The 15,018-nt window shown below is 33.2% G+C and carries 18 protein-coding genes; 12 read left to right on the forward strand and 6 right to left on the reverse strand.

Features of this window, described 5'->3' with window-relative positions; all coding sequences use genetic code 11:
* The 9 genes from crtI to ABF281_RS07560 all read left to right on the forward strand — a co-directional run.
* The coding region (crtI, locus tag ABF281_RS07520; RefSeq protein ID WP_347181065.1) for a phytoene desaturase family protein at positions 1–1,316 on the forward strand (1,316 nt) is incomplete at its 5' end.
* Positions 1,317–1,318: 2 nt separating this feature from the next.
* Positions 1,319–2,155: a squalene/phytoene synthase family protein gene (locus ABF281_RS07525; RefSeq protein ID WP_347181066.1), complete on the forward strand. Its 837-nt coding sequence runs from the start codon at positions 1,319–1,321 to the stop codon at positions 2,153–2,155.
* A 42-nt stretch (positions 2,156–2,197) separates the two neighbouring features.
* Positions 2,198–2,623 carry a hypothetical protein gene (locus tag ABF281_RS07530; protein ID WP_347181067.1) on the forward strand — a complete coding sequence of 142 codons (426 nt, stop codon included), beginning with the start codon at positions 2,198–2,200 and terminating at the stop codon, positions 2,621–2,623.
* Positions 2,616–3,074, forward strand: coding sequence for a carotene hydroxylase (locus ABF281_RS07535; protein ID WP_347181068.1), 459 nt, complete (start codon positions 2,616–2,618; stop codon positions 3,072–3,074). Before ABF281_RS07530 ends, ABF281_RS07535 begins: the two co-directional genes overlap by 8 nt.
* On the forward strand, positions 3,074–3,763 hold the full coding sequence (locus ABF281_RS07540; RefSeq protein WP_347181069.1) for a lycopene cyclase domain-containing protein: 690 nt from the start codon (positions 3,074–3,076) through the stop codon (positions 3,761–3,763). Before ABF281_RS07535 ends, ABF281_RS07540 begins: the two co-directional genes overlap by 1 nt.
* Positions 3,750–5,039 (forward strand): deoxyribodipyrimidine photo-lyase, encoded by a 1,290-nt coding sequence (locus ABF281_RS07545; protein WP_347181070.1) that lies wholly within the window; start codon positions 3,750–3,752, stop codon positions 5,037–5,039. The genes ABF281_RS07540 and ABF281_RS07545 overlap by 14 nt, the downstream gene beginning before the upstream one ends.
* Positions 5,036–5,422 (forward strand): alkyl hydroperoxide reductase, encoded by a 387-nt coding sequence (locus ABF281_RS07550; protein WP_347181071.1) that lies wholly within the window; start codon positions 5,036–5,038, stop codon positions 5,420–5,422. Before ABF281_RS07545 ends, ABF281_RS07550 begins: the two co-directional genes overlap by 4 nt.
* Before the next feature lie 38 nt (positions 5,423–5,460).
* Positions 5,461–6,252 (forward strand): FKBP-type peptidyl-prolyl cis-trans isomerase, encoded by a 792-nt coding sequence (locus tag ABF281_RS07555; RefSeq protein WP_347181072.1) that lies wholly within the window; start codon positions 5,461–5,463, stop codon positions 6,250–6,252.
* Between the two features lie 136 nt (positions 6,253–6,388).
* Positions 6,389–6,922: a YfiT family bacillithiol transferase gene (locus tag ABF281_RS07560; RefSeq protein WP_347181073.1), complete on the forward strand. Its 534-nt coding sequence runs from the start codon at positions 6,389–6,391 to the stop codon at positions 6,920–6,922.
* On the opposite strand, the gene ABF281_RS07565 is transcribed toward ABF281_RS07560, so the two are convergent.
* From ABF281_RS07565 to ABF281_RS07585, 5 genes are all read right to left on the reverse strand, one after another.
* Entirely contained in the window at positions 6,919–7,341 is a 423-nt protein-coding gene (locus tag ABF281_RS07565; RefSeq protein ID WP_347181074.1) for a secondary thiamine-phosphate synthase enzyme YjbQ, read from the reverse strand. The genes ABF281_RS07560 and ABF281_RS07565 overlap by 4 nt on opposite strands.
* A gap of 211 nt (positions 7,342–7,552) precedes the next feature.
* Positions 7,553–9,457, reverse strand: coding sequence for a molecular chaperone DnaK (dnaK, locus tag ABF281_RS07570; RefSeq protein ID WP_347181075.1), 1,905 nt, complete (start codon positions 9,455–9,457; stop codon positions 7,553–7,555).
* A 183-nt stretch (positions 9,458–9,640) separates the two neighbouring features.
* Positions 9,641–10,399: a peroxide stress protein YaaA gene (yaaA, locus tag ABF281_RS07575; protein ID WP_347181076.1), complete on the reverse strand. Its 759-nt coding sequence runs from the start codon at positions 10,397–10,399 to the stop codon at positions 9,641–9,643.
* 238 nt (positions 10,400–10,637) lie between these two features.
* Positions 10,638–11,663 carry an RluA family pseudouridine synthase gene (locus tag ABF281_RS07580; RefSeq protein WP_347181077.1) on the reverse strand — a complete coding sequence of 342 codons (1,026 nt, stop codon included), beginning with the start codon at positions 11,661–11,663 and terminating at the stop codon, positions 10,638–10,640.
* Positions 11,664–11,665: 2 nt separating this feature from the next.
* Positions 11,666–12,217 carry a PASTA domain-containing protein gene (locus ABF281_RS07585; protein WP_347181078.1) on the reverse strand — a complete coding sequence of 184 codons (552 nt, stop codon included), beginning with the start codon at positions 12,215–12,217 and terminating at the stop codon, positions 11,666–11,668.
* Positions 12,218–12,305: 88 nt separating this feature from the next.
* On the opposite strand from ABF281_RS07585, the gene ABF281_RS07590 reads away from it, so the two are divergent.
* Together ABF281_RS07590 and coaD are read left to right on the forward strand one after the other, a co-directional pair.
* Entirely contained in the window at positions 12,306–13,283 is a 978-nt protein-coding gene (locus ABF281_RS07590; RefSeq protein ID WP_347181079.1) for a D-alanine--D-alanine ligase, read from the forward strand.
* A 12-nt stretch (positions 13,284–13,295) separates the two neighbouring features.
* The gene (gene coaD / locus ABF281_RS07595; RefSeq protein WP_347181080.1) at positions 13,296–13,754 is read left to right on the forward strand and encodes a pantetheine-phosphate adenylyltransferase; all 459 of its coding nucleotides are present in this window, start codon (positions 13,296–13,298) and stop codon (positions 13,752–13,754) included.
* Between the two features lie 23 nt (positions 13,755–13,777).
* Here the strand turns inward: coaD and ABF281_RS07600 are convergent, their stop codons facing one another.
* Positions 13,778–13,993 carry a hypothetical protein gene (locus tag ABF281_RS07600; protein ID WP_347181081.1) on the reverse strand — a complete coding sequence of 72 codons (216 nt, stop codon included), beginning with the start codon at positions 13,991–13,993 and terminating at the stop codon, positions 13,778–13,780.
* Positions 13,994–14,364: 371 nt separating this feature from the next.
* Here ABF281_RS07600 and ABF281_RS07605 point away from each other — a divergent pair, with 371 nt between their 5' ends.
* The gene (locus tag ABF281_RS07605; protein WP_347181082.1) at positions 14,365–15,018 is read left to right on the forward strand and encodes a TetR family transcriptional regulator C-terminal domain-containing protein; all 654 of its coding nucleotides are present in this window, start codon (positions 14,365–14,367) and stop codon (positions 15,016–15,018) included.

A 15,018-nucleotide genomic window follows, 5' to 3' on the forward strand; every position in this document is an offset into this window, starting at 1 on the left:
TTGTGTTCGACATGGGCCCTACTTTTTATTGGATGCCAGATGTTTTTGATAAGTTTTTTAACGACTTTGGGAAAAAAACCTCTGACTATTACCAGATCACAAAATTAGATCCTGGATATCAAGTTTACTCTGATGTCATGAACTCTATATGTATTGCTGCGAATTTTGATACGATTGTGAATACTTTCGAAGAAAAAGAAAAAGGTAGTGGTAAACAGTTAAAAAAGTTCATAAGTGATGCTGAAGAAAATTATCATTTGGCCATCAAAGATCTCGTTTACCAACCGGGTGAAAATATCATGGAAATCATAACTCCAAAAACAGCCTTGAAGGTTGGCGCTTTTTTTAGCACTATAAAGTCACAGGTAGCGAAATACATCAAACACCCTGAACTGAAGCAAATTCTAGAATTCCCTGTTCTCTTTCTAGGCGCAAAACCAGAAACAACCCCTGGTTTTTATAATTTTATGAATTATGCAGATTTAAAACTAGGTACTTGGCACCCAAATAAAGGAATGCATCAAGTTGCTTTGGGAATGGCTACTTTGGCTAAAGAACTTGGTGTAGAGATTTTATGCAATGAAAACATCACTAGCCTCAACACAGAAGAAAATCAAGTAACCTCTGTGACTACAACAGAAAAAAACTATTCCTGTGATGTTCTTTTGAGTGGAGCTGATTATCATTTTACAGAGACGTTACTCCCTACAAAATACAGACAATACTCAGAAAAATATTGGGACAAAAAAACATTTGCACCCTCTGCACTACTTTTTTATGTAGGATTTGACAAAAAAATCGAAAATGTATCTCACCATACCTTGTTTTTTGATACAGACTTTAATGATCACGCTGCTTCCATCTACGACACGCTAACTTGGCCAGAAAAACCATTGTTTTATGCAAGTTTCCCTAGTATAACTGATAATTATTTTGCGCCTGAGGGTAAAGAATCTGGAACTTTTTTGATTCCAATTGCTCCAGGGATAGAAGACACTCCAGAAATTAGAGAACAGTACTTTAACATCATCATGGAAAGACTTGAAAAGAACACAAATCAAGACATTACAAAGTTTGTAAGTTTCAAAGAGAGTTATTGCGTAAACGATTTTAAAGAGCAATTCAATTCGTACAAAGGAAATGCTTATGGTTTGGCTAATACTTTATTACAAACTCATATTTTAAGACCAAAGTTAAAGAGTAAAAAAATCAACAATTTATATTTCACAGGGCAATTAACAGTTCCTGGACCAGGTGTCCCTCCTGCTATTATTTCTGGTGAAATCGTAAGTGATTTAATTCTAAAAAACAATTAATCATGAAAGCATTATTTGACAATACCAGCTATGAATGCAGCAAACTAATTACCAAAAGATACAGTACCTCTTTTTCCTTAGGTATATTACTCTTTAAGCCATGTATTAGACCCGCTATATATGCTGTTTACGGTTTTGTGAGATATGCTGATGAAATTGTGGATACCTTTTTAGAATATGAACAAAAAGAGTTATTAGATGAATTTGAAAATGATTACCATAAGGCTTTAGAAAGAAAAATTAGTTTGAACCCTATCTTAAACTCATTCCAAGAAGTTGTGCTTCGTTATGATCTTCAACCATTTGTTAAGGATTTTTTGAAAAGTATGAGACGTGATTTATTTCAATCTGCTTACCTAACGAAAGAAGAATATGAAGAATATATTTATGGCTCTGCTGATGTAGTAGGCTTGATGTGTCTTAGAATTTTTGTTAATAATAATGAAGAGGAATATAACAGGTTAAAACCTTTCGCCATGAAATTGGGTTCTGCATTCCAAAAAGTTAATTTTTTAAGAGATTTAAAGGACGATACGGAAGGATTGGAAAGATCTTACTTTCCAAATTTAACTTCACTTCCAATGGACGCAAAGACAAAACAGGAAATTATTATCGACATCGAAAATGATTTTAAGGAAGCCTTCGTAGGGGTACAGAAACTACCTATAGAGAGTAAGTTAGGAGTTTATTTGGCATATAAATACTACCTAAAGCTTTTACATAAATTGAAAAAAACCACTAGTGAACAAATAATGAACGAAAGGATTCGAGTGTCAAATCCTACAAAAATGTTAATTTTAATGAAGGCATACACAAAGTATTCTTTAAGAATGGTATAAATCATGCAAACAGTTTTACTTTTTTTATCTTTATATTTAAATATGACTGGTGATCACTGTAATGATCTAAAAGAAATTAGATCAATGTTTCAACAAGGAGTTCAAAATAAAAGAGAACTAAACATCATGATTGATCTGTGTAAAGTATCAAATTGTAAAAAAACAATTCCATACTTCGCTGCAGCTACAATGAGAAAATCAGAATTTTCTGTGTCTCCGATAGAAAAGCTAAAAAACTTTAACAAAGGAAAAAAAATTTTAGAAACATACATTGCAAAATGTCCCAATGACATTGAAGCCAAATACATAAGATGGTTGACTCAAACAAAAGCACCAAGATTTCTTAGATACAATCAAAACACAAGAGAAGACTATCAATTTATCATCGAAAACATTGCAAAGAGTAATGTTGAAAAAAATTATCAAAAAGTGATTTTAGATCACCTTCAAAACTTAGAAAATGAATAATATTATAATTTACTTTGGAACTACATTAGCCACATTTTTACTCATGGAATGTATCACCTGGTGTACACATAAATTTGTGATGCATGGTTTTTTATGGTACCTCCATGAAGATCATCATCAACCTAAATACCAGGGGATATTTGAAAAAAATGACGCTTTCTTTGTGATTTTTGCAATCCCTAGTATTACCCTATTCTACTTTGGTATAAACCCGTCCTTAAACTTTCTTTTCTTTATTGGTCTGGGTATTTTGTTCTATGGAATGGCATATTTTGTTGTGCATGACATTATCATTCACCAACGATTTGATTTGTTTAAAAACATAAAAAACCCATACATAAAAACACTTCGAAAAGCACACAAAGTACATCATAAACGCTTAGGAAAAGAAGAGGGAGAATGCTTTGGAATGTTATACGTGCCTGTGAAATATTTTAAACAATACTTTTAATGAAATACACCTATCTAATTATTGATTTAGGTTGTATTCTGATTCCCTTTTTGTGCAGTTTTTATAAAAAACATGCCTTTTATAAAGATTGGAAATACTTCTTGATAAGCTGCTTAGGAGTAGGTGGTTTCTTTTTGATTTGGGATGAAATTTTTACCAAACATGGTATCTGGGGATTTAACCCATCATACCTAACAGGAATCTTTTTGGGACATCTCCCTATAGAAGAAATTCTTTTTTTTATTTGTATTCCCTACGCTTGCTCATTTACGTTTTTTGCCTTCCAATATTTGATTCCAGAAAAAACAAAACCTATATTCATAACGAGACTGAACGTTGTTTTAGCAATTGTATTAGTTGCTTCTAGCCTACTATTCTATGACCGATGGTACACGTGCATGACCTTCTTACTTTTAGGTTTGTTTTTACTTTACCTACAAATAAAACTGATAAACCTTTATTACTATTACCTAACATTTGTCACCATACTACCCTTCTTTTTTTTAAGCAATGGAATACTTACAGGAAGTTTCTTAGAATCACCAATTGTGTGGTATAACAATACTGAAAATCTAGGGATTAGAATGTTTACAATCCCTGTAGAAGACACATTTTATGGAATGCTATTGATTTTTGGAAATCTGTACTTTCACCAATCTTTAAAACACAAATCGAATGCAAAAAGTTAATGTTTTCTGGTTCAGACGTGATTTACGTTTAGAAGACAACTCTGCTTTAAATAAAGCTTTAGAGGGGGATATTCCAGTCCTACCAATTTTCATCTTTGATGAAAACATTGTTACTCAACTAGATAAAAAAGATGCACGAATAAACTTCATATATGAGTGCTTATTAAGAATAGACCAAAAGCTGAAACGATACAATAGTAACCTTTTGGTACTCAAAGGAAAACCTATAGAGGTTTTTACGAAACTGCTTGAAAACTATCATATCAACAGCATCTACTCGAATAAAGATTACGAACCCTATGCTTTAGAAAGAGATAGAAAAATATACACATTAGCAAAAGAACGACATCTCAATTTTTATAGATACAAAGATCAAGTCATTTTTGAAGAAAACGAAATCGTGAAAGCTGATGGTAAACCCTACACCGTATATACTCCTTATAAGAAAAAGTGGCTTGCTGCGTTTGAAAAACTTAACATTGGTTGTGATAATGGTGACTTTAACAAATTCATTAAACATTCCGTTCAACTTCCATCACTTTCAGAAATTGGTTTTTCAACATCAAGTTTAAAAGCTTCTGAATTCAGCCCTGAAAAAATTAATAATTACGGGGAACATAGAGATTTCCCATCAAAAGATCACACAACACATATTGGCCCATATCTAAGATTTGGAACCCTAAGTATTAGACAAGTTATTCTTGATTTACCTACACAAAGCGAAGTCTATTTGAGTGAATTGATTTGGAGAGAATTCTTCATGCAAATTTTATTTCACTTTCCGCAAGTAAAAAACAATAACTTTAGATCTAAATATGATAGCATCCCTTGGAGAGACAATGAAGAAGACTTTAAAAAATGGTGTAGAGGAGAGACAGGTTACCCGTTAGTTGATGCAGGAATGAGAGAATTGAATGCAACTGGTCATATGCACAATAGAGTGCGTATGATAACAGCTGGCTTTTTGTGCAAACACTTACTCATCAATTGGCAATGGGGTGAAGCTTATTTCGCACAGAAACTACTAGATTATGAGCTATCTTCTAACAATGGAAATTGGCAATGGGCAGCTGGAACAGGTTGTGATGCAGCCCCGTATTTTAGGGTCTTCAATCCGACAACACAAATCCAAAGATTTGACAAAAATTTTGAATACATAAAAAAATGGGTGCCAGAAGTACAAGAATTGACCTACTCTAAGCCAATGGTTGAACATAAGTTTGCAAGAGAGAGAGCAATCAGTACATACAAGCAAGCATTAGAAAATCAATCATGATGAAAATTATATTAAAAGCCGCTGCAATTTATAACCTCCTTTGGGGTGCATGGGTCGTGTTGTTCCCTAATCATTTCTTTGAACTCGTTGGTATGGAGCTTCCTAATTTACCAATGATATGGCAAGGGGTAGGCATGATTGTTGGAGTTTATGGATTTGGATACTGGTGGGCATCTTACCACCCACTTAAACACTGGCCAATAGTGGCTGTTGGTGCTTTAGGTAAGTTATTCGGACCGATTGGTTTTGTAGGAAACTACCTTCAAGGAATTGTTCCTTTTGAGTTTTTTTACACGATTATTTTTAATGATCTGATATGGTGGATCCCTTTTGGCTATATCCTATTAAAAGTTCACAAAGAGCAACAGTGGAAATTAATATAAAAAACAATATATTTACCCGAGTCTCTAAAATTGATGCTATGAAAAAAAACATATCAATAATACTTTCTCTTTTATTATTAATTTCCTGTACAAAAAACGAAATACCTAAAGATTACACGGAACAAAATGAGCAAGAAATTATTTCCTATCTAGAAGAAAATAATTTAACCGCTATAAAAGACGAATATGGAATTTATTATGTCATCGAGGAAGAAGGTAATGGGGATAAACCTATAAATACTAATATTGTAAAAATAAACTTTGAAGGTTCGTATACCAATGAAGAAGTTTTTGCATCAAGTGATGAAAAAAGTGCTTATTTTTCATTAGAGAAATTAATTACAGGATTAGCTTATGGAATTCCACATTTTAACAAAGGAGGATCTGGTAAAATAATCCTCCCTTCTAGTTTGGCTTTTAATGATGGATCTGTTGTTGTTTTTGACATAGAACTTCAAGATTTTTTTGCTAATTATATCGACGCAAATGATGATGAAATCGTAGACTATCTTGCTGACAAGAATCTAACAGCTACTAAAACAGATTCGGGTCTTTATTATCTTGTTGAAGATGAAGGTGTTGGAGAAAACCCTACTAATACTGATAATGTTACAGTAGCTTACAAAGGATATTATACCAATGAATCCGTGTTTGATGAAAGTACAGTTTCGGGAATTGCTTTTAATTTAGATGAAGTGATCGAAGGATGGACAGAAGGAATTCCTTATTTTAAAGAAGGAGGTTCAGGTAAATTATTTATTCCTTCTACGCTAGGATATGATGATGGCTTGGTACGTGTTTTTGATGTAAGATTAATTTCTATAAATTAATAGACTGAAAATATAAGAAAAAAAACGCTTTGGGATTTCCTGAAGCGTTTTTTTGTTGTCATAAAACTCTCTAACTCTACCGACCAATATAATTGTTTTAAGTATTTTTAAAGTAGAAAACAAAATTGTTATCAAATTGGAAGAACTAAAATTCCCTACTGGTAAATGTCCTGATTGTACATCCCCAAACTCTGAAGAACTAAAGAATTGGATAAAAACAATAGAAGACTTTCCAAATGAGTTAAAAAAAGTCACAAAAGATTTAACCCTCGAACAACTTCACTGGAAGTACCGTCCAGAAGGTTGGACATTAAAACAAGTAATACATCATTGTGCAGATAGCCACATGAATAGTTATATACGTTTTAAGCTTGCACTTACAGAGGAAACTCCTGACATTCGTCCTTATTACGAAGATCGTTGGGCAGAATTACCAGACTCTTTAAATAATGATATTAGTACTTCTATAACATTATTAAGTGCTTTACACCTAAAATGGGTTTATTTACTAAACACATTATCAGCAAAACAACTAAAACTATCGTTTATACACCCTGAACATGGTCAAAAATTCTTACTAGATGAAAACATAGGTATTTATGCTTGGCATTGTAATCATCACCTCTCACATATTAAAAACGCTATTCTATTTAAAGGAAAATATAATTAGCACCCTAATGCAGTAATCACCACACTTCTATTTCCTCCATAATTTCTATGTTCTCCTAAATAAATCCCTTGCCAAATTCCTAAATTAAGTTTTCCATTGCTAATTGGAATAGTTACTGAACATCCTAACATAGATGCTTTTATATGGGCAGGCATGTCATCACTCCCTTCATAATCATGTTTGTAGTAAGGCATATCTTCTGGAATCATTTTGTTAATGTGTGTTTCAAAATCTGTACGTACCGTAGGGTCTGCATTTTCATTAATGGTTAAACTAGCAGAAGTATGTTTAATAAATACTTGTAGTTGACCTACTTTTATATTCTTTAGTTCTGGAACAGCCGATATAATTTCATTTGTAATTAAATGATATCCTCTTCTTTTTGATGCTAATTGTATTTCTTTTTGATAAAAAATCATGATACTGCTGCTTATATTTCTACTGCGTTTATTAAATATTTTAAATTAATTCACTCTTTTGTCTATTATCCGTTTTAAAATCATTCGATTTTTGATGAAAGAACTAGGATTAAAAATGATAGTTAAGAAACATTAAAATTTGCAAAAAAAAAGCAGTAAACTATGTGTTTACTGCTTTTTGTGAATATTTAGTAATTGATATTAATCGTAATTACTTAACTTCTTCAAAATCTACATCTTCTACATCATCAGCTTCGTTTGATGCTGCAGCAGGATCTTCTTGCTGAGCTCCAGCATTGCCAGCTTGTGCCTCTTGTGCAGCTGCTTGGAATTCTGCAGAAGCTGCTTGTAAAGCAGTATTCAATGCTTCAGTCCCTTTGTCAATCCCTGCTATATCTTTTGCAGCGTGAGCCGCTTTCAATTCAGTTAAAGCAGAGTCAATTGGAGCTTTTTTATCTTCTGGTAATTTCCCTTCAACCTCTTTTAACTGAGATTCTACTTGAAAAATCAATTGATCCGCACCATTTACTTTTTCGGCAGTTTCTTTTGCTTTTGCATCTGCATCTGCATTTGCTTCTGCATCTGCTTTCATTTTAGCAATTTCTTCTTCAGACAAGCCAGATGAAGCTTCAATCTTAATTTCTTGAGATTTGTTTGTTGCTTTATCGATTGCAGATACTTTGATAATTCCATTGGCGTCAATATCAAAAATAACTTCTATCTGAGGAGTTCCTCTTTGTGCTGGTGGAATATCTGTCAATTGAAAACGACCTATCGTTTTATTGTCTGCTGCCATGGCTCTTTCTCCTTGTAATACGTGGATATCAACAGATGGTTGGTTGTCTACTGCAGTAGAAAATACTTGAGATTTCTTTGTTGGTATCGTTGTATTTGCTTCAATTAGCTTGGTAAACACATTCCCCATCGTCTCTATTCCTAAAGATAGAGGTGTAACATCTAACAACAAAACATCCTTAACGTCTCCAGATAATACTCCTCCTTGAATCGCTGCTCCAATAGCAACAACCTCGTCAGGATTTACTCCTTTGTTTGGTTCTTTATCAAAAAATGCTTTTACCTTTTCTTGAATGACAGGAATACGCGTAGAACCTCCAACTAAGATCACTTCATCAATATCAGAGATATCTAAATCTGCATCTTGTAAAGCTTTCTTAACAGGCTCCATAGAACGAACAACCAATTCAGCTGCCAACTGTTCAAATTTGGCACGAGTCAAAGTTTGCACCAAGTGTTTTGGTCCACTTGCAGTTGCCGTAACATAAGGTAAGTTAATTTCTGTTTGAGTTGAAGATGACAATTCAACTTTTGCCTTTTCTGCTGCTTCTTTTAAACGTTGTAGAGCCATTGGATCATTACGAAGATCAACTTGTTCTGCAGCATTAAATTCATCTGCCAACCAATCAATAATCACCTCATCAAAATTGTCTCCACCCAAATGTGTATCTCCATTGGTAGACAAAACTTCAAAAACTCCGTCTCCAATTTCTAGAATCGAAATATCAAATGTACCTCCTCCTAAATCGTAAACTGCAATTTTTTGGTCTTGTCCTTTTTTATCAATACCATAAGCCAATGCCGCAGCTGTGGGCTCATTAATAATACGTTGAACTTTTAAACCTGCAATTTCCCCAGCTTCTTTAGTCGCTTGACGTTGTGCATCATTAAAATATGCAGGTACTGTAATTACAGCTTCTGATACTCCTTGACCTAAATAGTCTTCCGCTGTTTTTTTCATTTTCTGCAAAGTCATTGCAGAAACTTCTTGAGGTGTATACAAACGACCATCAATATCGATACGAGGGGTATCATTGTCTCCTTTTACAACTTTGTAAGGTACTCTTGCAACTTCATCGTTACATTCTGAAAATTTATTACCCATAAAACGCTTCACAGAAGCAATTGTTTTTGTTGGGTTGGTCACAGCTTGTCTTTTTGCAGGATCTCCAACTTTACGTTCTCCGCCTTCAACAAAAGCAACAATAGATGGTGTGGTTCTTTTTCCTTCTGCATTAGGAATTACTACTGGATCGTTTCCTTCCATTACAGAAACACAAGAGTTCGTAGTCCCTAAGTCAATTCCGATAATCTTACTCATAATATTATTATTTATTTAATCAGTTTTTGATTTGTTTTTACATCATTACCATAGTCAATTTGTGTGCCACGGATAAACACTTTGCATATTGTCATAAACAAATGACAGGATGTCACAAATCTTAAAAAGACCATCTAGCATCTGCTAAATGGTCTTCTTATAAAATTTTATAATCTGTGGAAACTAGCGAGTAAATACAAAGTTTGTTTCAGTAGACAGGTTGGCATCAAAAGCATATCCATCATAATCAAAACCTTTTAACGCCTCTACAGTGTTAATGTTTTGATCGATAATATAACGAACCATCAGGCCTCTAGCCTTTTTAGCATAAAAAGAAATGATTTTAAGTTTCCCCTCTTTATAGTCTTTAAAATCTGGAGTGATTATAGGAGTTTTTAACAATTTTGGTTTTACGACCTTAAAATACTCATGACTAGCCAAGTTGATAAGAACATCATCCTCTGAAAGTTCATCATTCAATTGGCTTGTAACCTTATCCCCCCAGAATTCATATAAATTATTATGCAATCCCACCTTCAACTTTGTGCCCATTTCTAAACGATAGGCTTGCATCAAATCTAGAGGTTTTAACACTCCATACTGGCCTGATAGTATTCTCAATTTGTCCTGTAAAACTAATAATTGACGATCATTTAATGTATGAGCTTGCAAACCAGAGTAGACATCACCATTAAAAGTAAATACAGCTTGACGAGCATTACTATCGCTAAAGGGTAATGACCAATCTTGATTTCGTTGCCAGTTTAAATCACTCAACTTATCTGATATTTTCATCAATACTCCTAACTCTTTGGGCGTTTTTATTTTTAAAATAGCATTTAATGCTTCTGCTTCTTTTAGAAACACACCTTTAGTGTAGGTTTTCGTAGGAATTTCGGACTCGAAATCTAATGATTTTGCTGGTGAAACTAAGATTTTCATTCTTTATAAGGTTGAGTTAAGAAGTACAAAAATACATTTTTTAATACATAAATGGTTCATCAAAATACCGCAAACAAATTCAAATTTGTTTGAGACTTGAGGACCAAAGAATTGAATATGAAATGTATTTAATACATTTTATATTCTTTCTACTCAATGATTTGATGATTTTTATCGGTTGCTTTTCATTAGGCCTCAACTCTTCACCTGATGGATATAAATATATTATCGTTACGTGCTACTTATTCGTCAAGGTATATCCCCTCCACTTCTGTAATGTTTGTTGTAAGTCCTCTGGAATGTCTGAATTAAAACGCATCATTTCTCCTGTAGTAGGGTGTTCAAATCCTAATGTTTTGGCATGCAAAGCCTGACGCGGAATTAACTTAAAACAGTTCTCAACAAACTGCTTATATTTGGTATATGTAGTTCCTTTTAACACAGCATTACCGCCATAGCGTTCATCATTAAACAAAGTATGACCTATATACTTAAAGTGTGCTCTTATCTGATGGGTTCTTCCTGTTTCTAATCTACATTCTACCAAGGTCACATACATAAAACGCTCTAAAACTTTAAAATGAGTCACCGCTGGCTTTCCTTGATCACCCTCGGGAAATACATCTTGCTGCAATCTATTTTTTAAATTTCGACCTATATTTCCCTCAATTGTCCCTTCATCTTCAGTAATATTCCCCCACACCAAAGCATAATACAAACGCTCAGAAGTTTTGTCATGAAACTGTTTAGACAAATGAGATAAGGCGTGTTCCGTTTTAGCGACAACTAATAACCCACTTGTATCTTTGTCTATTCTGTGAACCAAACCAGGTCTTCCTTCTGAATTTTCAGGTAGATTTTTAAAATGATAAAGCAACGCGTTTACCATCGTACCATCGTAATTTCCATGACCAGGATGTACCACCAAACCAGCTGGTTTATTGATCACAATTACTTCATCATCTTCATAAACAATATCCAATGGAATAGCTTCGGGTAAAGTCTCTGTTTTTCTTGGAGCAAACTCAAACTGCACTGTAACTACATCACTTGGTTTTACCTTATGATTGGCTTTTACCACTTCATCATTAATCATAACACTTCCGTCTTTAATGGCTTTTTGAACTTTATTTCGAGTAACGTTCATCACAAAATTCATTAAAAACTTATCAACTCTAAGTGGCTGTTGACCTTCTTCAGCTACAAATCTATAATGTTCGTAATTGTGATTATCTTCTCCTACTTTTGGTAAAAACTCTTCCATAACTATTTCAATCGCCCATTTCCAATCACCACGTCTATTGCAGACATTTTAGGTAATTTATCTCCTGACTTTAATTCTTGATGATTAAACTTTAAACCTCTAACCACAGTTCCTATGTCGTCTATTTCTTCATACGAACCCAAAACAAAACCACTGTTGATGATCAGTTGCTTAATTTCCTTTTTCGTCCTTCCATAAAAAGGAGGGACGGTAGCGTTTCCATAACCACTTGGATTGATTGTGATATATATTTTTCTCTTTTCTTTCACAATTTGCCCTGCAGCTGGTAATTGTTCCAATACTGCCTCAGCGGGGATATTTGGATTAAAACTCCCTCTCTCCAACAATTCATAATCCAACAAACTTTCATCAAGGACAATTTTTACCTCATCAACAGTCAGGCCTATCAAATTTGGAACTTCTATTCTTTGATCTTGGTTCGTATAAAGATGTAAGTATTTGATCACAACTGAAATCAGAAGAAATATAATGACAAAAGCTGCAGCAACATTGATTATAAATATTTTACTTTTTAAAAACTTTAAAAAATTCATCTACAAAGATTTTTGACAAAGATATAAAACCTATATGTAGGGTTTTGAATTAATATTTAATAATTTTACAATCCTAATTCAGATATTCATGAAATACATTGCGGTTATTATGGGAGGCTATTCTAGTGAATATCATATTTCTATGATTAGCGGAAATGTGGTTTACGATCATATGGACAAAAACATATACGAACCCTACAAAGTAATCATTACCAAAGAAAATTGGATAGCTCTTGACCAAAACAATAATGAATATTTCATTGACAAAAATGATTTTTCAGTAAACATAGAAAACCGTAAAATTAATTTTGATTGCGTATTCAATGTTATCCATGGAACACCTGGTGAAGATGGTAAAATACTCGGTTATTTTGATATGATTGGCATGCCCTACACTTCTGCTCCACCATACCAAATGGCGTTAACATTCAACAAACGTGACTGTTTGAGCGTGTTGAACAAACAGGGAATCAAAACTGCAAAATCATTATATTATGACAAGGGTGATGAAATCAATATAGAAGAGATCATCTCTGAACTGGGTCTACCCTGCTTTGTAAAGCCAAACAATTCGGGATCTAGCTTTGGAATATCAAAAGTGAATAAAGCTGAAGAATTCGCACAAGCTTTTGAAAAAGCTTTTAAGGAAGACTCCGAGATTTTAATTGAATCTTTCTTAGATGGAACCGAAGTCTCTATTGGTGTAATTACTTACCAAGAAAAAATAAAAGTACTCCCTGCTACAGAAATTATCTCTGCTAATGATTTTTTTGACTTCGAAGCAAAATATGAAGGAAAATCTGAAGAGATTACTCCTGCAAGAATTTCAAAAATTCAACTAGAAAACTTAAAATCCAACGCAATCAAAGCCTACAAAGCATTAAACATGAAAGGGTTTTCTAGGTCCGAATTTATCTTTTCTGGAGACATTCCTTATTTTTTAGAAATGAATACTGTCCCTGGAATGACAATGGAAAGTTTACTACCTCAACAAGCTAAAGCTGCTGGTATTGCTATGACTGAATTGCTAAGCAATGCCATAGAGATGGCCCTACAAAACAAATAACCACAAGCAATTATGAAAAAAGCTGTTTTTCCTGGTTCCTTTGATCCAATCACTTTAGGACACGTAGATATTATAAATAGAGCTATGCCTTTATTTGATGAACTAATCATTTCGATTGGAATCAATGACACGAAAAATTATAGATTCTCTTTGGAGGAAAGAGTAGCATTCATAAAAAAAACATTGAGCCATATACCTAACATAAAAATAAAGACTTACTCTGGTCTGACTACTGAATTTTGTAGGGAGATAAAGGCAGATTTTATTCTTAGAGGTCTCCGCAATCCCGCAGATTTTGAGTTTGAAAAAGCCATTGCAATTACCAACAGAAAATTAACAGGCATCGATACGGTATTCTTATTGACTAGTGCTGACACTGCTTTTATTAGTTCGAGTATCGTGAGAGATATTTTGAAACACAATGGAGATGTGTCTAAGTTTGTGCCAGTGGTAGTAAACAAGTCACTCTAACAAAAAAAAACGCTTAATTTACATTAAGCGATTGTGTATTTTTTCTTTCTCAGTTTCTTGTTTGGACTCAATATATTATCTACTCTTTTGATCTTCATAAAAACACCATCTAAACTTTTTGAATCTAGAGTTACCTCTTTGGAGGTTTTGATACTTTCTTTTTCCGGAGGACCAGCATATAATGACAATGAACTTGTCAATAATACAATACAAAAAAAAGACTTTATAGCGTTCTGCATTTTACTTTGATTGATAAGGCAAAAATAAGTTGAGAAAAGCTATAACAAAGCATAAACGGAGTTAACTAATTGTTAATAAATCGTTGTCCGAAATTAACATTAACCGCTATTCTATACAATCCCAAAAAAGTAAAGAGCTCCCATCTGAAACATTTATTGTCAAATAACCCCTAGAAATACTTCTCTCATAAAAAAAGAGATTGTGAACGTATCCCTTTTGTCACAAAAAAGCTAAAAAAACCCTGAATTAGAGGAGTCTTGCTTAAGTAAAGCTGCCATCTACCCCATTTTGTCTGACTATAATAAAGTGAAGAGAAAACTCACTTTCCAATCATTAGTTACTAATTTTATAAGAGTTAAATGATATACAAATGGAAGCTACAACAACAAAACAACAAATTATATCCCATTACATGGATCATGTATTGGAACATGGTGAAGAACCTAAATCTATTTATTCTTTTACTAAAGAATTAAAAATAGATGAAAACGAGTTTTACAAATTTTATACTTCATTCGATCACATTGAATCAGACGTACTTGTGTTTTTCCATGATGAGACTTTAAGACTAATGGCATCTGAAACCTCCGAAAACGAATTAGATGCAAAGAATCAACTTCTTACATTCTATTATACTTTCTTCGAATTGATGACCAATAATAGGAGTTATGTTGCAAAATCTTTACAAACTGGGATTTATGATTTGAAAAAGTTGAAACTTTTAAAACCACTAAAAGAGGAGTTTAAAAAATTCATAAAATCGTTATCTATCGAAACAGTTGACTTGAAACAAGATAAGATCAATTCAATTAAAGAAAAAAGTATTGAAGAATTGGCTTGGTCTCAATTGTTGTTTACCATTAAATTTTGGTTAGAAGACACCTCGGCTAGTTTTGAAAAGACTGACTTATTTATAGAGAAATCGGTGAATGCATCATTTGATTTTCTAAGCGTAACACCATTAGAAAACCTTATAGATTTTGGAAAATTCTTTTTTAAAGAAAAAATAAAGTCTAAATTTTAA

Origin of the sequence: Wenyingzhuangia sp. (assembly GCF_039768515.1) — a bacterium.
Taxonomy (GTDB): Bacteria; Bacteroidota; Bacteroidia; order Flavobacteriales; family Flavobacteriaceae; genus Wenyingzhuangia.